This is a genomic window from Micromonospora sp. NPDC005257 (assembly GCF_042872445.1).
GTDB lineage: Bacteria > Actinomycetota > Actinomycetes > Mycobacteriales > Micromonosporaceae > Micromonospora.
Genome location: NZ_JBIAKL010000006.1, coordinates 153184 through 174082 on the forward strand (window position 1 = coordinate 153184; position 20899 = coordinate 174082).

At 74.0% G+C, this 20899-nt stretch carries 20 protein-coding genes; all 20 read left to right on the forward strand.

Annotated elements, in window-relative coordinates; genetic code table 11:
- The first annotated feature begins 31 nt into the window (after positions 1-31).
- Entirely contained in the window at positions 32-1594 is a 1563-nt protein-coding gene (locus tag ACFYO8_RS15060; RefSeq protein ID WP_357707358.1) for a UDP-N-acetylmuramoyl-L-alanyl-D-glutamate--2,6-diaminopimelate ligase, read from the forward strand.
- Positions 1591-3000: a UDP-N-acetylmuramoyl-tripeptide--D-alanyl-D-alanine ligase gene (murF, locus tag ACFYO8_RS15065; RefSeq protein WP_357707360.1), complete on the forward strand. Its 1410-nt coding sequence runs from the start codon at positions 1591-1593 to the stop codon at positions 2998-3000. The genes ACFYO8_RS15060 and murF overlap by 4 nt, the downstream gene beginning before the upstream one ends.
- Positions 2997-4121 (forward strand): phospho-N-acetylmuramoyl-pentapeptide-transferase, encoded by a 1125-nt coding sequence (gene mraY, locus ACFYO8_RS15070; protein ID WP_354870151.1) that lies wholly within the window; start codon positions 2997-2999, stop codon positions 4119-4121. The genes murF and mraY overlap by 4 nt, the downstream gene beginning before the upstream one ends.
- Before the next feature lie 88 nt (positions 4122-4209).
- Positions 4210-5712, forward strand: a complete 1503-nt coding sequence (locus ACFYO8_RS15075) for an FtsW/RodA/SpoVE family cell cycle protein (protein WP_387188802.1) — start codon at positions 4210-4212, stop codon at positions 5710-5712.
- Complete coding sequence (gene murG, locus ACFYO8_RS15080) at positions 5712-6818, forward strand: undecaprenyldiphospho-muramoylpentapeptide beta-N-acetylglucosaminyltransferase (protein ID WP_354870154.1); 1107 nt, start codon at positions 5712-5714, stop codon at positions 6816-6818. The genes ACFYO8_RS15075 and murG overlap by 1 nt, the downstream gene beginning before the upstream one ends.
- A 31-nt stretch (positions 6819-6849) precedes the next feature.
- Positions 6850-8331: a UDP-N-acetylmuramate--L-alanine ligase gene (gene murC, locus ACFYO8_RS15085; RefSeq protein WP_355095553.1), complete on the forward strand. Its 1482-nt coding sequence runs from the start codon at positions 6850-6852 to the stop codon at positions 8329-8331.
- Positions 8328-9146 carry an FtsQ-type POTRA domain-containing protein gene (locus tag ACFYO8_RS15090; RefSeq protein ID WP_355095551.1) on the forward strand — a complete coding sequence of 273 codons (819 nt, stop codon included), beginning with the start codon at positions 8328-8330 and terminating at the stop codon, positions 9144-9146. Before murC ends, ACFYO8_RS15090 begins: the two co-directional genes overlap by 4 nt.
- A gap of 247 nt (positions 9147-9393) precedes the next feature.
- Entirely contained in the window at positions 9394-10509 is a 1116-nt protein-coding gene (gene ftsZ, locus ACFYO8_RS15095) for a cell division protein FtsZ (protein ID WP_354870162.1), read from the forward strand.
- Between the two features lie 9 nt (positions 10510-10518).
- Positions 10519-11265 carry a YggS family pyridoxal phosphate-dependent enzyme gene (locus ACFYO8_RS15100; protein ID WP_357707363.1) on the forward strand — a complete coding sequence of 249 codons (747 nt, stop codon included), beginning with the start codon at positions 10519-10521 and terminating at the stop codon, positions 11263-11265.
- Positions 11266-11458: 193 nt separating this feature from the next.
- Positions 11459-12157 carry a cell division protein SepF gene (locus ACFYO8_RS15105; RefSeq protein ID WP_354870167.1) on the forward strand — a complete coding sequence of 233 codons (699 nt, stop codon included), beginning with the start codon at positions 11459-11461 and terminating at the stop codon, positions 12155-12157.
- Positions 12158-12182: 25 nt separating this feature from the next.
- Positions 12183-12488 carry a YggT family protein gene (locus ACFYO8_RS15110; RefSeq protein ID WP_354870170.1) on the forward strand — a complete coding sequence of 102 codons (306 nt, stop codon included), beginning with the start codon at positions 12183-12185 and terminating at the stop codon, positions 12486-12488.
- A 41-nt stretch (positions 12489-12529) separates the two neighbouring features.
- Positions 12530-13321, forward strand: coding sequence for a DivIVA domain-containing protein (locus tag ACFYO8_RS15115; RefSeq protein ID WP_354870173.1), 792 nt, complete (start codon positions 12530-12532; stop codon positions 13319-13321).
- 74 nt (positions 13322-13395) lie between these two features.
- Positions 13396-14154, forward strand: coding sequence for a hypothetical protein (locus ACFYO8_RS15120; RefSeq protein ID WP_354870176.1), 759 nt, complete (start codon positions 13396-13398; stop codon positions 14152-14154).
- A 2-nt stretch (positions 14155-14156) separates the two neighbouring features.
- The gene (locus ACFYO8_RS15125; RefSeq protein WP_354870179.1) at positions 14157-14465 is read left to right on the forward strand and encodes a DUF167 domain-containing protein; all 309 of its coding nucleotides are present in this window, start codon (positions 14157-14159) and stop codon (positions 14463-14465) included.
- A gap of 22 nt (positions 14466-14487) precedes the next feature.
- On the forward strand, positions 14488-15993 hold the full coding sequence (locus tag ACFYO8_RS15130; protein WP_387257272.1) for a potassium/proton antiporter: 1506 nt from the start codon (positions 14488-14490) through the stop codon (positions 15991-15993).
- A 224-nt stretch (positions 15994-16217) separates the two neighbouring features.
- Complete coding sequence (locus ACFYO8_RS15135; RefSeq protein ID WP_018785248.1) at positions 16218-16637, forward strand: TraR/DksA C4-type zinc finger protein; 420 nt, start codon at positions 16218-16220, stop codon at positions 16635-16637.
- A 66-nt stretch (positions 16638-16703) separates the two neighbouring features.
- On the forward strand, positions 16704-17318 hold the full coding sequence (gene lspA / locus ACFYO8_RS15140) for a signal peptidase II (protein ID WP_354870183.1): 615 nt from the start codon (positions 16704-16706) through the stop codon (positions 17316-17318).
- A complete protein-coding gene (locus ACFYO8_RS15145) occupies positions 17315-18259 on the forward strand; it encodes an RluA family pseudouridine synthase (protein WP_354870185.1) in 945 nt (314 codons plus the stop codon). The genes lspA and ACFYO8_RS15145 overlap by 4 nt, the downstream gene beginning before the upstream one ends.
- Position 18260: 1 nt before the next feature.
- Positions 18261-19106: a hypothetical protein gene (locus ACFYO8_RS15150; RefSeq protein WP_354870187.1), complete on the forward strand. Its 846-nt coding sequence runs from the start codon at positions 18261-18263 to the stop codon at positions 19104-19106.
- A gap of 140 nt (positions 19107-19246) precedes the next feature.
- Positions 19247-20884 (forward strand): ATPase, encoded by a 1638-nt coding sequence (locus tag ACFYO8_RS15155; protein ID WP_354870189.1) that lies wholly within the window; start codon positions 19247-19249, stop codon positions 20882-20884.
- Positions 20885-20899: the final 15 nt, after the last annotated feature.

The window sequence follows — 20899 nt, forward strand, 5'->3', positions numbered from 1 at the left end:
CGGTGAGTGGCGACGAACCACCGGGGCGGCTGTGCGGTCGGAACCGGACGACCGGGTAGGGTCTGACGCCGTGCCCGGCAATCCACGTCCCACAACCGTGCGTCCCGTACGGCTCGGCGACCTCGCCGCCCGCCTGGCGGCGACCGTGCCGGAGGAGGCCGCCGAGCCGGCCGTCACCGGCGTGACCCACGCCAGCCAGGAGGTACGCCCCGGCGACCTGTACGCCGCCCTGCCCGGCGTCCGGCGCCACGGCGCGGAGTTCGCCGCCGCCGCCGCCGAGGCGGGCGCGGTGGCGCTGCTCACCGACCCGGCAGGCGTGGCGCTGGCGGCCGGCACGGACCTGCCCGTGCTCGTCGTCGACGACCCGCGCGACGCGCTCGGCGAGGTGGCCTCGACCATCTACGGCGACCCGACCGCCGGCCTGGCCGTGATCGGGGTGACCGGCACCGCCGGCAAGACCTCCACCAGCTACCTGGTGGAGTCCGGGCTGCGCGCCGCCGGGCACGTCACCGGACTCATCGGCACCGTGGAGACCCGCCTCGGGGACCTGGTGATCGACAGCGTCCGGACCACACCGGAGGCCACCGACCTGCATGCCATGCTCGCGGTGGCCCGCGAGCACGGGGTGGACACCGTGGTCATGGAGGTGTCCAGCCACGCCCTCGCCATGGGCCGGGTCGGCGGTGTCCGGTTCGACGTCGGCGGCTACACCAACTTCGGCTCCGACCACCTGGACTTCCACGCCGACGAGGCGGACTACTTCGCGGCCAAGGCCAGGCTGTTCGACGGCCGCTGCCGGGTCGAGGTGCTCAACCACGACGATCCGGCGCTGCGCCCGCTGTACAAGCCGGGCACCGTCACCTACTCGGCGGCCGGCGACCCGGACGCGACCTGGTGGGCCGACGGCGTCGACGGCGAGGGGTACGCGCAGCGCTTCACGCTGCACGGGCCGGACGGCCTGATGTTGCCCACCGGCGTGGCGCTGCCCGGCCGGCACAACGTCGCGAACGCGCTGCTGGCCGTCGCGCTGCTGGTCGCCGCCGGGGTGGACGCGGAGACGGCGGCGCGCGGCGTGGCCGCCTGCGGTGGCGTGCCGGGCCGGCTGGAACTGGTCAGCGGGGACGCCCCGGTGCGCGGGGTCGTCGACTACGCCCACAAGGCCAACGCGATCGAGGCGGTGCTGACCGCGCTGCGCGGCCTGACCACCGGCCGGCTGATCTGCGTGCTCGGCGCCGGCGGCGACCGGGACCGGGGCAAGCGGCCGGTGATGGGCGGCGTGGCCGCGCGCGGCGCCGACGTGGTGCTGGTGACCGACGACAACCCGCGGACCGAGGACCCGGCCGCGATCCGGGCCGAGGTGCTGGCCGGCGCGTACGCCGCCGCGACCCCGGCCCGCGTCATCGAGGTGCCCGGACGGCGGGCGGCGATCGAGGAGGCGGTCCGGGTGGCCGAACCGGGTGACGTGGTGGCCGTGCTGGGTAAGGGCCAGGAACGCGGACAGGAGATCGGCGGCGAGGTGCTGCCGTTCGACGACCGGGTGGAGCTGGCGGCGGCGCTGCGCGCCCGCTTCGGTGACCTGGTGGGTCAGCGGTGATCCCGCTGACGCTGGCCGAGGTGGCCGCCGCTGTCGACGGCCGGCTGGCCGGTGCCGACCCGGACGCCCGGATCACCGGCACCGTCGAGTTCGACTCCCGCAAGGTGAGCCCGGGCGGGCTGTTCGTCGCCTTCCCCGGGGAGCAGGTGGACGGCCACGACTACGCGGCCGGCGCAATCTCCGCCGGCGCGGTGGCGGTGCTCGGCACCCGGGAGGTGCCGGGCGTGCCGATGGTGCTGGTCGGCGACGCGCTCGACGCGATGGGCCGGTTGGCCCGCACGGTGGTCGACCGGCTGCCCGGGCTGACGGTGATCGGGCTGACCGGATCGTCCGGCAAGACCACCACCAAGGACCTGATCGCCCAGATCGCGGTCCGGCTCGGCGCGACGGTGGCGCCGCCCGGCTCGTTCAACAACGAGCTGGGGCACCCGTACACGGCGTTGCAGGCCACCTCCCAGACCCGCTACCTGGTGATGGAGAAGGGCGCCCGCGGGGTCGGGCACGTCCGCTACCTGTGCGACGTGGTGCCGCCGCGGATCTCGGTGGTGCTCAACGTCGGCGTGGCGCACCTGGGCGAGTTCGGCTCGGTGGAGGCCATCGCGCTCGCCAAGGGGGAGCTGGTCGAGGCGCTGCCGGAAGACGGGCTGGCCGTGCTCAACGCCGACGACCCGCGGGTCGACGCGATGGCGACGCGTACCCGGGCCCGGGTGATCCGCTACGGCGAGTCGGAGCGCGCCGACGTGCGGGCCGTGGAGGTGACGCTCGACGGCCGGGGACGGCCGTCGTACACCCTTGTCACCCCGGAGGGCAGCGCGCCGGTGCGGCTCGGGCTGACCGGCCGGCACCAGGTCTCCAACTCGCTCGCCGCCGCGGCGGTCGGCCGGGAGCTGGGCCTGCCGCTGCCCGACCTGGCGGCGGCGCTGAACGAGCTGGGCCTGGTCTCCACCCGGCGGATGGACGTCTTCGAGCGTCCCGACGGGGTGACCGTGATCGACGACTCGTACAACGCCAACCCGGCCTCCACCGGCGTGGCGCTGCGGGCGTTGGCCAGCATGCGCGGGGAGGGGCGTACCGTCGCGGTGCTCGGCTACATGGCCGAGCTGGGCGACTTCGAACGCGAGGGGCATCAGCAGGTCGGCCGGCTCGCGGCCGAGCTGGGAGTGGACCGGCTGCTCGTGGTGGGCGAGCCGGCGGCGCCGATCCACGAGGGCGCGACAGCGGTAGGTAACTGGGGAGGAGAGTCGGTGCTGCTCACCGATCAGGCGGCGGCCGTCGAGGTGCTGCGGAGCGAGCTGCGTCCGGGAGACGTGGTGCTGGTTAAGGGCTCCCGGTACCGGACCTGGGAGGTGGCCGACGCGCTGCGCGCGGACGCCCCCGAGGGCGCGACGGAGGGCGGCGCCGTATGAGGGCGGTCATCGTCGCCATCGGCGTCGCGTTCCTGATCTCGCTGTTCGGCACCCCGATCGCGATCAAGGTGTTCACCCGGCTCAAGGCCGGGCAGCCGATCCGGGCCGAGGGCCCGGCCATGCACCAGGGCAAGAAGGGCACGCCGACGATGGGCGGCGTGGTGTTCATCCTGGCCACCGTCATCGCGTACGTCGCCGGGCACCTGGCGCTGACCACGCTGCCAGACAAGCAGATCGCGCAGGTCGAGCCGACCATCACGGCGCTGGTGCTGCTGGGGCTGATGGTGTTCTCCGGTGCGGTCGGCTTCATCGACGACTTCCTGAAGGTGCGCAAGCGGCACAGCGGCGGCCTCAACAAGCGCGGCAAGCTGGCCGGGCAGATCCTTGTCGGCGCGGCGTTCGGCGCGGTGGCGGTCTACTTCCCGTCGAGCATGACCGACGTCAGCGGCAACGCGACGAACACCGAGACGGTCGGCAGCACCACGCTGAGCTTCATCCGGGACATCACGGCGCTGGAGATCGGCAAGGTCGGCGCGGTGATCGTGATCATCATGGTGGTGATGGCGGCCACGAACGGCGTCAACCTCACCGACGGCCTGGACGGACTGGCCACCGGCGCCTCGGTGATGGTGCTCGCGGCGTACGCGCTCATCGCGTTCTGGCAGTACCGGCACTGGTGCGCCGACCCGAACTACACCGAGTCGTACTGCTACGCCGTGCGTGACCCGCTGGAGATCGCGCTGATCGCCGGTGCGGCGGCCGGGGCGTGTGTGGGCTTCCTGTGGTGGAACACGTCCCCGGCGCGGATCTTCATGGGTGACACCGGCGCGCTCGGCCTGGGTGGTCTGATCGCCGGCATGGCGATGTCCACCCGGACCATCCTGCTGCTGCCGATCCTGGGCGGCCTGTTCGTGATCGTCACGATGTCCGTGGTCATCCAGATCATCTCCTTCCGTACCACCGGCAAGCGGGTGTTCCGGATGTCGCCGCTGCAGCACCACTTCGAGCTGGCCGGCTGGAGCGAGGTAAACATCGTGGTCCGCTTCTGGATCATCGCCGGCATCGGCGTGGCCATCGCGCTGGGGCTGTTCTACAGCGAGTTCCTCGCCGCCGTGAGCTGACGGCCGACACGCCGACCGGGCCGTTGCGCCACGGGCGGGCGGGTCGAGCGGCCATGATGGGCCTGTGGGGGAGGGACGAGACATCCAGGTGACCAGCGACCCGCCGGCCCGCCGTGCCCCGGCGGCCACGCCACCGGCCGACCCGCCCGGGGCGCGCTGGGATCCGGCCGGCGGCCTGGCCGCGCTGCGCGGTCTGCTGGCCCGGCCGCTGGCCTCGTACTACCTGCTGCTGTCCAGCGCCGGCCTGCTGCTGCTCATCGGCCTCACCATGGTCTTCTCCGCCACCAGCGTGAAGGACTTCGCCGAGGGCGGCGACGCGTCCGCGTCGCTGACCAAACAGGCCGTGTTCGCGGTGATCGGCATCGGCGCGTTCTGGGCCTGCCAGCGGCTGCCCGCGCGCACGTTCCGGGCGGTGAGCCGCCCGGCGCTCGGCGTGGCGGTGGCGCTGCTGCTCACACTCAACCTGCTCGTCGCGTTGAACTCGCTGTTCGGGGTGACGTCGATCGGGCCGTTGAAGGCCGAGCTCCTCTGGCTGTCCCTCGGCCCGATCTCGCTGCAACCGGTCGAGGTGGCGAAGTTCGCGCTGGTGCTGTGGGCGGCGCACGTGCTGGCCCGCAAGGGCGCGGCGCTGGGCTGGTGGAAGGAACTGGCCACGCCGCTGTTCCCGGTGGTGGGCCTGCTGTTCGTCCTGGTCGGCTACAACGACCTGGGCAGCATGCTCTGCCTGCTCGCGCTGGTGGTCGGCATGCTCTGGGCGGCGGGGGTGCGGGCCCGGGTGTTCGCCGCGCTGTCCGCGATCGGCCTGGCCGGCGTCGGCCTGCTGGTGGCCGCCGCCTCACTCGGCGCGGGCTCCGGCTCCCGGGACGCCGACAACTACCGGCTCGGCCGCCTCACCATGTGGCTCGACCCGCCGGACCCGAAGACCTGCTTCGAGCAGCAGCTCGACTACTGCTACCAGCTCGTGCAGGCGCGCTACGCGATCGGCAACGGCGGCTGGTTCGGCGTCGGCCTGGGGCAGAGCTCGCTGAAGTGGAACTACCTGCCCGAGGCGCACAACGACTTCATCTTCGCCATCGTCGCCGAGGAACTGGGCGTGGTGGGCTGCACGGTGGTCCTGACGCTGTTCGCCGTGCTCGCGTACACCGGGATGCGGATCGCCCGCCGGGTCGAGGACCCGTTCCGCCGGCTCGCCGCCGCCGGGGTGACCGCCTGGCTGGTCGGCCAGGCCGTCATCAACGTCGGCGGCGTGACCGGGCTGCTGCCACTGACCGGCGTGCCGCTGCCGTTCATCTCCGACGGCGGCAGCGCCCTCGTGGTGACGCTCGCCGCGATCGGCATGCTCGCCTCGTTCGCCCGCGCGGAGCCGGACGCGGCGCGAGCGCTGCACGCCCGTCCGCCCGCCCGATGGGTCCGACTAGTGTGGGCCCCGTTGCCGCCGCTTCCCGGCCGGCGCCGCCGACCGGCGCCGCCTCCGGCCGACCGAGGGTCCGTGCCCCGGTCCCGGCAGCGGCGGCAGGACGACCAGGCCGCGCCGCGCGGCGCCCGGTCCGACCGGGCGCGCGCCGGAACGGCGAACGAGAGGAGACGCTGATGGGTCCGCTGCGTTCGGTGGTGCTCTGCGGAGGGGGTACGGGCGGGCACATCTACCCGCTGCTCGCCTTCGCCGACTGCCTGCGCCGACACGACCCGAGCGTCCGGATCACCTGTCTGGGCACGCCGAAAGGGCTGGAGAACGAGCTGATCCCGCCGGCCGGCTACGACCTGCGGCAGATCCCGGCCTACCAGCTTCCCCGGTCGGTGAACATGAGCCTGGTGCGTACCCCGGACCGGATGTGGAAGGCGGCGCGCGCGGCGGGCAAGGTGATCGACGAGGTCCAGGCCGACGCCGTGGTCGGCTTCGGCGGGTACGTCTCGGTGCCCGGCTACCTGGCCGCGTGGCGGCGGGAACTGCCCATCGTCATCCACGAGGTGAACGTGCCGCCGGGCGTGGCGAACCGGCTCGGGATGAAGTTCACCAAGAACGTCGCGGTGGGCTTCCCGCACCAGCCGGCTCAGGCCGAGGCGTTGCGTGACGCCCGCGTGGTGGGTGTGCCGCTGCGCCGGGGCATCGCCGGGCTGGACCGGGCCGCCCTGCGCGACGCCGCCCGCGCCCACTTCGGACTCCGTCCCGACCTGCCGGTGCTGTTCGTCGCCGGTGGTTCGCAGGGCGCCCGCTCGATCAACCTGGCCGTCTCCGGCGCGGCGAAGGAGCTGGCCCGCAACGGCGTTCAGGTGCTGCACGTCATCGGCGCCCGCAACGAGCCGGTCTCGGTCCCCACCGACCTGCCGGTGCCGTACGTCACGCTGCCGTACCTGTCCGAGATGGAACTGGGCTACGCCGCCGCCGACCTGATGCTGGCCCGGGGCGGCGCGATGACCTGCGCCGAGGTGGCCGCGATCGGCCTCCCGGCCGTCTACGTGCCCTACCCGCACAGCAACCAGGAGCAGAAGCGCAACGCGCTGCCGGTGGTGGAGGCCGGCGGCGGGCTGCTGGTCGACGACGCCGAGATGACCCCGGCGTGGCTGGAGCGGACGGTGATCCCGCTGATCCGGGACCCGCAGCGGCTGCACGCGATGGGCGCCGCCGCGGCCGGGTACGGCCGCCGGGACGGCGACGTGGCGCTGCTGAACTTCGTCTACGAGGCGGTGGCCCGCTGATGAAGGGCGCCGCGACGGGAAGGTACGTCTGATGAACACCGCGCAGTTCACGCCCGCCGGCACCATGACGGCGGAGGACCTGGGCCGGATCCACCTGATCGGGGTGGGCGGCGTCGGGATGGCCGGGCTGGCCCGGCTCTTCCTCACCCGGGGCCTGCCGGTCTCCGGCAGCGAGCTGCGGGAGTGGCCGTCACTGGCCGGCCTGCGGGCGCTGGGCGGCACCATCCACTCCAGCCACGAGGCGTCCAACCTCGACGGGGTGGACACGGTGGTCTACTCCTCCGCCATCCCGCAGGACCACCTGGAGATGGTCGAGGCGCGTCGGCGGGGCCTGCGGGTGCTGCACCGCTCCGAGGCGCTCGCCGCCGCGATGACCGGCCGCCGCACGGTGGCGGTGGCCGGCACCCACGGCAAGACGTCCACCACCTCGATGGTCACCATGGTGCTCCAGCAGGCCGGCACCGACCCGTCGTTCGTGATCGGCGGCGAGATCTCCGAGGTGGGTTCCGGCGCGCACCACGGCACCGGCGAGCACTTCGTGGTCGAGGCGGACGAGAGCGACCGTTCCTTCCTCATCTACCGGCCGTTCGTGTCGATCATCACGAACGTCGAGGCGGACCACCTCAACACCTACGGCGACCTGGCCACCCTGGAGGCGGCGTTCGCCGAGTTCGCCCGGCTCACCGACCCGGCCGGGTTCGTGATCACCTGCGCCGACGACGCGGGCGGGCGCCGGCTGGCCGAGACGCTGCGCGCCGAGGGCCGCCGGGTCTGGACCTACGGCGAGTCCGCCGACGCGGACCTGCGGATGAGCGAGGTCGTCTCCTCCGCGCACGGGGTGCGCTTCCAGGCCGAGATCGAGGGCCGGCCGCTGGGCGAGATCCGGCTGCCCGTACCGGGCCGGCACATGGCGCTCAACAGCGCCGCCGCGGTGCTCGTCGCGTACCTGCTGGAACTGCCGGTGGCCGCCGCGGAGGCCGCGCTCGGCGCGTTCCCCGGCGTGCGGCGCCGCTTCGAGCGCAAGGGCGCGGCGGACGGCGTGCTGGTCTACGACGAGTACGCCTACCACCCGACCTCGATGACGCTGGCGTTGCAGACGTTGCGCGAGGTCGCCGGCGACGGCCGGCTGATCGTGGTTTTCCAGCCGTACCGGCTCTACCGCACGCGCGACAACCAGGCGGAGATCGCCGCCGCGCTCGGCATCGCCGACGAGGTGGTGCTGCTGGAGGTCTTCGGTCCCGGCGAGACACGCCGCCCCGGCGAGGGCTCGGCCGCGCTGATCGAGGTGGTGCCGCTGCCGGCCGAGCGCAAGGTGTTCGTGGAGGCGTGGGACGACGTGCCGGGCGAGGTGGCCCGGCGGGCGCGTGCCGGCGACGTCGTGGTGACCATGGGGGCGCCGCCGATCTCGCTGATGGGTGACCAGTTGCTCGACGGCCTGCTCGCCCGCTCCGGCGAGGGCGCGGGGCTCGGCGCCGGCGTCGACCCGGACGGCGCGGCGACCCCCGCCGGATGAGTCCCGGTCCGGCCCGCGGCCGTACCCCCGGACCGGACGGCGGCGCCGGGCGGCGAAGCCCGGCCCGGCGCTGGCAGCTCGTGCGGGCCAACGCGGACGCCGTGCCGCCGTCGACCCGCCGGTTCATGGCCCGGGCCCGGCAGCGGCGGATGCGGGCCGCGCTGCCCTGGGCGGTGGCCGCCGCGGTGATGGCCGTCGCGGGCCTGGTCGCGTGGACGGTGCTGGGCACCGGACTGTTCGGCGTGCGCGAGGTACGGGTGGTCGGCGCGCGGCTGGTCACTCCGGTGCAGATCCGCGACGCGGCGGCGGTGCCGGACGACGAGCCGCTGGCCCGGGTGGACCTGGACGCGACCGCGCGCCGGGTCGGCACGCTGCCGCCGGTGGCCCGTGCCACTGTGGAGCGGGAGTGGCCGGGCACGCTGGTGATCCGGGTGCAGGAGCGCACGCCGGTGGCGGCGGTGCCACAGGGTGACGGTTTCGTGGTCGTCGACGGCTCCGGCGTGGTGTTCCAGCGCCTGGACCGGGCGCCGGACGGGTTGCCGCAGGTCCGGGTCGCCCGGCCCGGCCCCGACGACCCGGGTACGCGGGCCGGCCTGGCGGTGCTCGCCGCGCTGGGCGAGAAGCTGCGTGCGGAGCTGGTCGCGGTGGACGTGGCCGGGTTGGCGCGGATCACGCTGCTGCTGCGCGGCGAGCGTCAGGTCTTCTGGGGCGACGCCTCCCGGGGCGCGGACAAGTCGACGGTGGCCACCGCCCTGCTGAGCCGCAAGGCGGACCGGATCGACGTCAGCGCGCCGGACGTGGTCACGTTCGAGTGACCCTCGGCTCAGCGGGCAGGTGATGTGTCCCCTGTCGCTCGGTCGGCGACACGCCGGAACAGGTCCTTGGCTCCTGGCGCGGCGGCGCATACGTTGCCCGGAAGAGATCAGTGGTTGACATAACTGTAAGCCTCTAGTAGAGGGTGAGAGTTCAGCCGTCGGAGGCGACGAGGGACATGTTCGACCGCTGATCCGGCCAAGCCGTGTGGGGTCGGCCCATGCCAATCTCGAAGGGAAAGGACCGGAGATGACACCTCCGCACAACTACCTGGCGGTCATCAAGGTCGTCGGCATCGGGGGCGGCGGCGTCAACGCCGTCAACCGGATGATCGAGGTTGGGCTCAAGGGCGTCGAGTTCATCGCGATCAACACCGACGCGCAGGCGCTGCTGATGAGTGACGCCGACGTCAAGCTCGACGTGGGCCGGGAGCTGACCCGGGGACTGGGCGCGGGCGCCAACCCGGACGTCGGCAAGAACGCCGCCGAGGACCACCGCGACGAGATCGAGGAGGTCCTCAAGGGCGCGGACATGGTGTTCGTGACCTGCGGCGAGGGCGGCGGCACCGGCACCGGCGGCGCGCCGGTGGTGGCGAACATCGCCCGCAAGCTCGGCGCGCTCACCATCGGCGTGGTCACCCGGCCGTTCTCGTTCGAGGGCAAGCGCCGGCAGGTCCAGGCCGAGGCGGGCATCGAGGAGCTGCGCAACCAGTGCGACACGCTCATCGTGATCCCGAACGACCGGCTGCTCGCGCTCGGCGACCGCAACATCTCCATGATGGACGCGTTCCGGACCGCGGACCAGGTGCTCCTCTCCGGTGTCCAGGGCATCACCGACCTGATCACCACGCCGGGCCTGATCAACCTGGACTTCGCCGACGTCAAGAGCGTGATGAGCGGCGCCGGCAGCGCGCTGATGGGCATCGGTAGCGCCCGCGGCGAGAACCGCGCCGTGGAGGCGGCCGAGGCGGCCATCTCCAGCCCGCTGCTGGAGCAGAGCATGGACGGCGCGCGCGGCGTGCTGCTGTCCATCGCCGGCGGGTCGGACCTCGGCCTGTTCGAGATCAACGACGCGGCGCAACTGGTCACCGACGCGGCCCACCCGGACGCGAACATCATCTTCGGCGCCGTCATCGACGACGCGCTCGGCGACGAGGTGCGGGTCACCGTGATCGCGGCCGGCTTCGACGGGGGCACGCCGGCGTACAAGGCGGTGGAGCCGCCGCGCAAGAGCAACCAGAACCCGCCGGCCCAGCCGAACGCGCCGGTGAGCCCGCCGTCCACCATGCCGGCGCCGCAGCAGCCGTCGCGCCGGGTGCTCTTCGACGACGTCGACGTGCCCGACTTCCTCAAGAACGGGTCCTGAGCCGCGCCGATGACGGAGTCACAGACGGCGGTGCGTCCCGAGCGGCGCGCCGAACTCGCGGCCGGACTGGCCCGGGTCCGGGCCCGCATCGCCGACGCCTGCGCGGCGGCCGGACGGCAGCGCGACGAGGTCACCCTGGTCGCGGTGACCAAGACGTACCCGGCGGCGGACGTGGTCGCGCTGGCCGGTCTGGGCGTGACCGACGTCGGCGAGAACCGCGACCAGGAGGCGGCGCCGAAGGCCGAGACGGTGGCCGCCGCCGGGGTGGCGCCGCGCTGGCACTTCATCGGCCAGCTGCAGCGCAACAAGGCCCGTTCGGTGGTCCGGTACGCCGACGTGGTCCAGTCGGTGGACAGCGTCCGGCTGGCCGCCGCGCTGGACGCCGCGGCCGGCGCCCTCCGGGACCGGCCGCTGGACGTGCTGGTGCAGGTGAGCATCGACGGCGACGCGGCCCGGGGCGGGGCGCTGCCGGGCGCGGCCGATCCGCAGCGCGGGCTCGGCCCGGTGGCCGCGGCGGTGGCCGGCGCCGACGGGCTGCGGCTGGCCGGCCTGATGGCGGTGGCGCCGCTGGGCTGGGAGCCGGACCGGGCGTTCGCCCGGCTGGCCGAGGTGGCGGCGGCGCTGCGGGCCGACCATCCGGGCGCCACGGCGCTGTCGGCGGGCATGAGCGGAGACCTGGAGAGCGCAATCGGGTACGGCGCGACACATGTCCGTGTCGGCAGCGCGTTGCTCGGAATGCGCCCTGCGCTGCGGTAGCCTCACGAAGACGGAAGCAAATTACATCAGTGTTGTTCAGGACGGCGTTCCCGTAGCCGGGGGCCGTGACGGGCGGACCGCGAACCGCGCGTCAGGGGATTGCCGATCCGGTCCGGTGGGCATGATCGTCCACTTGTGATCAAGCGACACGGCACGGGGGCGCGTGCCGCACGGCGGACGGAAGGGCGCGGGGATGGGTGCACTGCGCAAGGCGGGGGTCTGGCTCGGTCTCGTCGAGGAGGACGACGAGCGGGCGTACGAGGACGGTGGCTACGACAAGGGCAGCTACCGGGACTCGTCGCGCTACCGGTCGAGCCGGTACGCCGAGGAGTTCGCCGACGAGGACGACGACGAGGCCGAGGAGCCGCCGACGACGCGCAGCCGGCTCGGCGACCGCGGCCGGCTGTCCGAGCGCGCCTCCAGCCGCTCGGTCGACACCGACCGGGGCGAGTCCGAGCGCCCGGAGCGGGTCGAGCGCTCCAGCGTGCGGTCGATCACCCGGTCCTCCGGCGGTGACACGTCGGGCGCCCTGTCGTACCACACCCGGGACAATCTCGCCCTCGCGCCGCAGGTCCAGCCGCGCGAGCGGGCGGTGGCGCCGGAGGACGAGCAGCGGTATCAGATCACCACGCTGCACCCGACCACGTACCGCGAGGCGCGGACCATCGGCGAGCACTTCCGCGACGGCGTACCGGTGATCATCAATCTCACCGAGATGGACGAGGCGGACGCCCGCCGGCTGGTCGACTTCGCCGCCGGGCTCGCGTTCGGTCTGCGCGGTACGATCGAGCGCGTGACCAACCGGGTGTTCCTGCTCTCACCGGCCAACGTCCAGGTCACCGCGGAGGACAAGGCCAAGATCGCTGAGGGCGGCTTCTTCAGCCTGAGCTGACCATGACCGAGGGACGTCGCCTGCCGTGTTGTCGATCCTGTTCCAGGTGCTCTACCTGCTGCTGTATATCTTCCTAATTGTCCTTTTGGGGCGATTCGTTCTGGGCGCGGTACTGGCCTACGGTCGCCGCTGGCAACCGGGCCGGGGAGCGTCGGCGGGGCTGGAAGTCGTGTGGAGCGTCACTGATCCGCCCCTGCGAGCGTTGAGGCGTGTGATCCCGCCACTGCGAATTGGTACCGTGAGCATCGACCTGGCCTCCCTTGTGCTCCTGGTTATCCTGTTCGTGCTGATGGAGTTCGTGTTTAGGCGCCTGATCTTCGCGTTTGCCTGACCAGAGCGCTTTCGCGGCCGCAACTGACCCGAGGAGTTTCGATGCCGCTGACCCCGGCCGACGTTCACAACGTCGCCTTCAAAAAGCCGCCGATCGGCAAGCGGGGGTATGACGAGGAGGAGGTCGACGCCTTCCTGGACGAGGTCGAGCGCGAGCTGGCCCGTCTGATCGAGGAGAACAACGAGCTGCGCGCCCAGGTGGAGCGCGGCGGTCGGGGTGGCGCTCCCGCCGGCCCCGGCGGTGACGCCCGCCTCGCGGCGGAGCTCAACGACGTCAAGGCCCAGCTCGACCGGGTGCAGCGCGACAAGGCGGCCGCCGAGCAGGCGGCCCGTGCGATGCAGGCCGAGCTGGAGCAGGTGCGCACGCAGGGTGGCCCGGCCGGGGTGACCGGCGACGGCGAGCAGCAGGCGCTGCGGGTGCTCATGATGGCCCAGCGCACCGCCGACGACCACGTCTCCGACGCCCGTCGCGAGGCCGACCAGCTGCTCTCCGAGGCCCGTTCCAAGGCCGAGGAGGTCACCCGGGAGGCGCGCGCCAAGGCCGACGCCCTGGAGCGGGACGCCCGCCAGCGGCACCAGGAGGCCATGGGCGGCCTGGACGCCAAGCGCACCGCGCTGCAGAAGCACATCGAGGAGCTCAAGCAGTTCGAGCGCGAGTACCGCACCCGCCTCAAGGCGTACCTGGAGAGCCAGCTGCGTGACCTCGACGGTCGCGGTCAGGGTCTCGAGGTCGAGATGAACCGCGAGGGCAACCGCGCCACCGGCAGCAACGGTCTCGCCACGGCCGGCTCCTACGGCGGTGGCCGCGCGGGCTCGCTCGAGTCCGGCCGCTGATCCCGCATCGGTGGCCGTCCCCCCGGGACGGCCACCGACCGCCCAGACCGACACGACGCGGCCGGGGGTGAGCCGTGGTAGCCGCCAGCATCCTGCTCATCCTCGTCGCGGTCGTGCTGCTGATCGCCGGCCTCGTCGGCGGATCCAGCCTCCTGCTCATCGTCTCGATCGCGGCCAGTCTGCTGTCCGCCGTCGCCTTCGTCGCGTTCGCCCGCCAGGCCGCCGCGGCGCGGGCCACGGCCGGCCGGGAGACCGGGCCGCGGCTGCGGACCCCGCACACCGTCTCGTCCCCTGACGAAACGGTGAGCCCGGTCCCGCACCACACGTCCACCGCCGGCACCGGCGGATCCGGGTGGCGGCAACCGCCCGGGTCGCCGGTGACCGAGCCGGACGACGCACCGCCGCCGGCCGCGTACTCGCCGCCAGCCGAGCCGTTCGAAACCGACCCGTACGAGCCCGCCGCCACCGCGCCGTACCCGCCGCCGTCCGACGCCGGAGCCGCCGCCGGGCCGTACGAGGAACCCGCGCCCTACTCGCCGCCCGGCCCGCGCGTTCCGCAGGCCCCCCGCCCCACCTCGCCCGCACCCGGCGAGGCGTTCGACGGCGATCCGCCGGCCGAGTTCCTCTCCGCCGGGGAGGTCGCCCGGCTGGTCCGGTTGCCCGCCGACGTCCTGGTGGTCGACGGGCACCCCCGCTTCCATCTGCCCGACTGCCCGCACCTGGTGGGCCGCGACGACGAGCCGCTGCCGGTGGCCGAGGCGGTCGGGCTGGGCTTCACCCCGTGCGCGCACTGCGCCGCCGCCACCACCCTGCTCGCCGAGGCTCCGCGCTGACCATGGCGATCGCGGACGACACGCTCACCGTCGCGGTGCGGGTGAAGCCCGGCGCGGCCCGTGCCCGGGTGGGCGGACGGTTCGACGGCCCGTACGGTCCCGCGCTCGTCGTCGCGGTGCACGCGCCCGCGGTGGACGGCCGCGCCACCGAGGCGGCCCGCCGGGCGCTCGCCGACGCGCTCGGCGTCCGGCCGGCGACCGTGTCGCTGCGCTCCGGCGCGGCCAGTCGGGACAAGCTCTTCCTGGTGGAGCGCCCGCACGACGGGCTGCCCGAGGTGCTGCGCCGGCTGCGCGACGGCAGCACGGCGTGAGATCCGGTCCGGCCGGCCGGCGATGACCCCGGGGCTCGACGTCGCGTTGCTCGTGGGCGCCGCCGTGCTGCTGGTCGCGGTGGGCGCGGTGCGGTTCTCCACCCGGCTCGGCGTACCGAGTCTCCTGGTCTACCTGGCGCTCGGCGTGCTGCTCGGCGAGGCCGGCCTGGGTATCCGGTTCGACGACGTCGATCTGACCCGGGTGCTCGGCTTCTGCGCGCTCATCGTGATCATCGCGGAGGGGGGCCTGACCGCGCGGTGGAGCACGTTGCGGCCGGTGCTCGGCCTGGCCGCGGCGCTGTCCACGGTCGGCGTCGTGGTCAGCATCGTGGTCGTCGGCGTGGTGGTGCACCTGCTGCTCGGCCTGGACTGGCGGCTGGCGCTGCTCTACGGCGCGGTGCTCTCCTCCACCGACGCGGCGGCCGTGTTCGCCACGCTGCGCCGGCTGCGCCTGCCGCCCCGGCTGGTGGCCGCGCTGGAGGCCGAGTCCGGGGTGAACGACGCCCCGGTCGTGCTGCTGGTGCTGCTGCTCTCCCGCGCCGGCGCCGAGTCGTCCCACGCCTGGTGGTACGAGGTGCTGCTGGTCGGCTACGAGCTGAGCGCGGGCGTGGCGGTCGGGGTCGGTGCCGGGCTGGCCGGCCGGTACGCGCTGCGCCGGGCCGCGCTGCCGTCGGCCGGCCTGTACCCGATCGCTGTGGTCGGCTTCACCGTGCTGGCGTACGCGGCCGGGTCGGTGCTGCACGCCTCGGGTTTCCTCGCCGTCTACGTCGCGGGCGTGCTGCTCGGCAACTCCAGGCTGCCGCACCGGCAGGCCATCCTCGGCTTCGCCGACGGGCTGGCCTGGCTGGCCCAGATCGGCCTGTTCGTGCTGCTCGGCCTGCTGGTGTCGCCGAGCCGGCTGGATGCGGCGGTGCTGCCGGCCGTGATCACCGGGCTGGCGCTGCTGCTGCTCGCCCGGCCGCTGTCGGTGGCGATCTCCGCGCTGCCGTTCCGGGTGAACCTGCGTGAGCAGCTCTTCCTGTCCTGGGCCGGGCTGCGCGGCGCGGTGCCGGTGGTGCTGGCGACCATCCCGTTGTCGCTGCACGTGCCGGGGGCGGGCCGGCTGTTCGACGCGGTCTTCGTCCTGGTGGTGATCTTCACGTTGCTCCAAGCGGGCACGCTGGCGTCGGCGGCCCGCCGGCTGGGCGTGACCGCGCCGGCCGAGGCGAGCGAGATCCTGCTGGAGACCGCCCCGCTGGAACGGATGCGCGCCGACCTGCTCCAGCTGGAGGTGCCGGCCGGGTCGCGGATGGCCGGGGTGCACGTGGACGAGCTGCGGCTGCCGGTCGGTGCCGCCGTCACCCTGGTGCTGCGCGACGGCGTCGGTTTCGTGCCCGGCCCGGACACCCGGCTCAAGATCGGGGACAGCCTGCTCATCGTCGCCACGGCGGGCGTGCGGGACGAGACCGAGCGGCGGCTGCGGGCGGTGAGCCGCCGGGGCCGGCTGGCGAGGTGGTTCGGGGAGTACGGCGAGGAATCGACCCCCTGATCTGCTACCGTTCCTTTTGCCCCGATTGATGGCAGTCCGGGGCGGATACGTGGGATGACGGTGCGGCACATTGTCGGACGCCTGTACGTTCCGTATTCTTGCCAACCTCCGGAGTGCACGGCGGTCCCGTTCGCCGTGCACCCTTCCGTACGCGGAGACGCCGACGAGGGCGTCCCCGCCCACGTACCGCTGACCGCCGCGCCATGCGGCTGAGGGAGCTGACGATGGCGAAGCCAGCCGACACCAGGACCGCCGGTCGCAAGCCGGTGGCGAAGGCCACCCGCAGCGCGGCGGAGACCGAGAAGATCCGGGCCGCCCTGGCGGCGCGGCGGGACGAGCTCAACGCCGAGTACGATCAGACGCTGAGCGAGATCACCGAGCTGCAGCGCGACCGGCTGACCGACTCGGCCGGGGACGACCAGGCCGACACCGGGACCAAGACGTTCGAGCGTGAGCAGGAGATCTCTCTCGCCAACAGCATCAAGGAACGGATCACGCAGGTCGAGCGCGCGCTGGAGCGCCTCGACGAGGGTGGCTACGGCTGGTGCGAGCGGTGCGGCAACCCGATCCCGGTGGAGCGGCTCGCCGCGTTCCCGTCGGCCACCCTCTGCGTGACGTGCAAGCAGCTGGAGGAGCGGCGCTGATCACCGCTCCCCGGCGGCCGTACGGCAGACGGTGACCACGCCGTCGCGAACGTCGATGGGGAGCAGATGACCGCAGCACCGCCCGCCGGGGCCGGCACCACCGAGTCGGGCGCCGGCGCGCCCCGCCGCAGGGCCGTCGGCCTGCTGCTGGGCGTGTCCGTGCTCTCGCTGCTGGCGGATCTCGGCACGAAGCAGCTCGCGCTCGCCGAGCTGACCGGCCGGGAGCCGGTGTCGGTGCTCGGCGGCGCGGTCTACTTCAGCCTCACCCGCAACAGCGGCGCGGCCTGGAGCATCGGCTCCGACCACACCTGGGTCTTCCCGATCATCACGTTCGTGGTGATCGGGTGGATCGCCTGGATGGCGGTGCGGCTGCGCTCACTGCCGTGGGCGGTGTCGCTCGGCCTGGTGCTGGGCGGCGCGCTGGGCAACCTGATCGACCGGATCTTCCGCGCGCCGGGGCACTTCGTCGGCCACGTGGTCGACATGATCAGCCTCTTCGACCCGTACGGCCAGGTCTGGCCGGTGTTCAACCTGGCCGACAGCTCGCTGGTGTGCGGCGTGGTGCTCGCGGTCTTCCTGGAGCTGACCGGCCGGCAGCGCGACGGCTCCCGGCTGCGTGACGAGAAGCGCGCCGGCAACCGCGACGCCGCTGCCCCGGCCGAGCAGCGGGAGACCGCGTGACCTCCGCCTTCGCCGCCGGCGGCGACACCCGCTCCCTGCCCGTCCCCGACGGCCTCGACGGCATGCGCCTGGACCAGGCCGTGTCCCGGCTGTTCGGGCTCTCCCGCACCGCCGCCGCCGGTCTGATCGACGCCGGCGACGCGCTCGTCGACGGCGTGGCCCGGCCCAACTCGTACAAGGTCAAGGCGGGCTCGTGGCTGGAGGTCACCCTGCCCGCGCCGGCCGCGCCGCCGACAGTGGTGCCGCAGGCGGTGCCCGGCCTCACGGTGGTGTACGCCGACGACGACATCGTGGTGGTGGACAAGCCGGTCGGGGTGGCGGCGCACCCGAGCCCGGGCTGGACCGGCCCGACCGTGATCGGCGGGCTGGCCGGCATCGGCCACCGGATCTCCACCAGCGGCGCCGCCGAGCGGCAGGGCGTGGTGCACCGGCTCGACGTGGGCACTACCGGGATCATGGCGGTGGCCAAGAGCGAGCGCGCATACACCGCGCTGAAGCGGGCGTTCAAGTACCGCGAGGTGGAGAAGCGCTACCACGCCGTGGTGCAGGGCCACCCGGACCCGTCGAGCGGCACCGTCGACGCGCCGATCGACAGGCATCCCCACCACGACTACCGCTGGGCGGTGGTCTCCGGCGGCAAGCCGAGCATCACCCACTACGACACGCTGGAGGCGTTCCCCGCGGCCAGCCTGCTCGACGTGCGGCTGGAGACCGGGCGGACGCACCAGATCCGGGTGCACTTCTCCAGCATGCGGCACCCCTGCGTGGGTGACCTGACCTACGGCGCGGACCCGACGCTGTCGGCCCGGCTGGGGCTGGCCCGGCAGTGGCTGCACGCCCGCTCGCTGAGCTTCGCGCACCCGGGCACCGGCGACGAGGTGATGTTCGTCAGCGAGTACCCGGACGACCTGGCCCGGGCGCTGGAGATCCTGCGCGACTGACGTGAGCGACCATCCCGCGCCGCCGCGCCGGTCCCGGTCCGCCGCGCTGACCTGGCTCGCGCTGGCCTGCGCGCTCGTGGTGCTGGTGGTGGCGGTGGCGCAGCGGCGGGACCGGCCGGTGAGCGACCGCACGGTCGGCGAGGTCACCAGGGTCGGCGTGACCGGCGGCGCGAGCATCCCGGAGTACCTGCGCGCCGCCGGGGACGAACTGGCCCGCCTCGACGCGCCGGACGGCTACGCGCTCGTCTCGTTCGCCGACTACCTGACCCCGGCGCGGGCGGCCGCCGCGCTGGACGGCACGCGGGTCTCGGCGGTGGTCGCGCGGGTGCCGCTGCCCGGCCGGCAGACCGAGATCGTCCGGATCGCGGCGCTGCGGCTGCCGCAGGACGTGGTGGCCGGGATGGCCGGCGTCGCCGGGCGCAAGGACCGGGAGGCCGCCGACTACCGCTCCCGCGCCGCCGCCACCGCCGACACGGAACTGCGCCGGGTGTACGACAGCGGCGCCGAGGTCGCCGTCCGCGAGGCGGCGGCGTACCGGACGGGCTGCGCCTGCGTCTACGCCGCGGTGGTGAGTGCCGCGCCGGACGCCCTGCGGGCCCTCGCCGGGCGTGCGGGGGTGCGGGTGGTGGACCCGGCGCCGGAGGTGCGCCGCCTGGACCGGACGGTGTTCACCCCGCCGCTGCCCGAGCAACGTGACGTGGTGCGGCCGCCGGCCGACACCGGCCCGGACGAGGCAGGCGGAATGGGCGATTCGTCGGAAGCCGCACGGACAGTGAGCGGACCTTCACCGACCGCCCCCGCCCCGGCCGCCGGCTCCGGGGCGCCCAATCCCGCTCCCACCTCCTGAGACGTCCAGGCGCGCGGTGACCCGGCCGATCCCATCGTGCGGCGGGTCGATGGGCGATGCGCGGCGCGGGGAGTGGTCCGAATAGGGTTTCGTTCGTAGCCTGTCAGGCGGAGATCGATGGGCTGGGGGAGGGCGAATCCTTGGACGGCAGCGAGACCGGCTGGGGTCGGCAGGGCGAGCCGGCGCCGCGGTGGCGTGCGCTGCTCGACCGGGCCCGGCTCGGCGGTCGCGGCGCGGAGCACGCCGACGCCGACCGGCACGTCGAGGAGCATCCGGCCCCGCCGCCCGACCCGCTGCCGCGTCGTGGCGCGGGCACCGGCTGGACCGGTCGCGCCACACCCGTCGGTCGTGCCCCTGACGGGTCGTACGGCGCCGAGCCCGATTACCGGGCCGAGGCCACGTTCCGGGTCGACCCGGCCTTCCGCGCCGACCCCCGGCACGACGGCGAGCCGGCCTACCGGGCCGAACCGGCGTACCGCAGCGACCCGGAGCCGTCCTGGCGGGCCGGGCAGCCCTACCCGCCCGACCCGTCCTGGCGTGCCGGCCCGTCCTTCGTGCCCGACCCACGCCCTGAGCAGCCCTTCACCGCCGAGCCACGCCCGGAACCGTCCTGGCGGCCCGAGCCCGCCCGCCCGGAGCCGCTCGGCCGGACCGAGCCCGCCCGCGCGGAGCCGCTCGGCCGGGCCGAGCCCGCCCGCCCCGAGCCGCTCGGCCGGACCGAGCCCGCCCGCGCGGAGCCGCTCGGCCGGGCCGAGGCGCCGGTCGAGTCCCGGTACTCCCTTCTCGACGGCGGCTACCGGCCCGCGCCGCCGGCCGAGTCCCGTTACGCGTTGCTCGACCGGGGCCGCTACCGGCCCGACACGCCGCCCGTCCCGGAGCCGGTGGTGCCCGCGCCCCGTCGTCCGCCCGAGGGGCGGTCCGGCCGGGTCGAGGCGGCCCAGGTGCAGTGGCGTGCCCCGGAGCCGGACCCGGAGGTGGAACGGGCGACCAGCGTTCTCCGCCGCGAGCTGGGCACCCCGAGGGTGCTCGCCTTCGCCAACCCCAAGGGCGGGGTGCACAAGACCACGGCGACGGTGCTCGCCGCCGCGACGGTGGGCAGCGTACGCGGGCGCGGCGTGCTCGCCTGGGACGACAACGAGCTGCGCGGCACGCTCGGTCTGCGGGCCGGCAGCGCCCGGCACGCCCGTACCATCCGCCACCTGATCCACGACCTGGCGCAGATCGAGATCCTCGACGGCAACACGCTGCTGTCGCACCTCGACGACTACCTGCGGCACGCCTCGGACGGCTCGTACGACGTGCTGGCCGGCGAGGAGAGCCCGCGCTTCGCCCAGCGGCTCGACCAGTTCACCGTCAAGCGGGTGCTGGAGCTGCTGCGCCGCACCCACGAGGTGGTCTGCGTGGACACCGGCAACAACGTGGAGAGCCCCAACTGGCGCACCGTCATGCAGGCCGCCGACCAGCTCGTGGTGACCACGGTGCCGCGCGAGGACGCGGCGTTCAGCGCGGACTGGATGCTCGACCTGCTGCACGAGGAGGGCATGGGCGAGCTGGCCGACAACGCGGTCACGCTGATCTCGTGCCCCACCCCGGGGCGTACCTCGTTGCAGGACGACCTGGAACGGCACTTCGCCACCCGGACCCGCGTGGTCGCCGTGGTGCCCTACGACCCGGCGCTGGAGACCGGCTCCTCGATCGAGTACCACCAGCTCCAGGCGGAGACCCGCAACGCCTGGCTCAAGGCGGCAGCGGTGATGCTGGAACCGTTCGCGCGCTGAGCGCCGACCACCGCC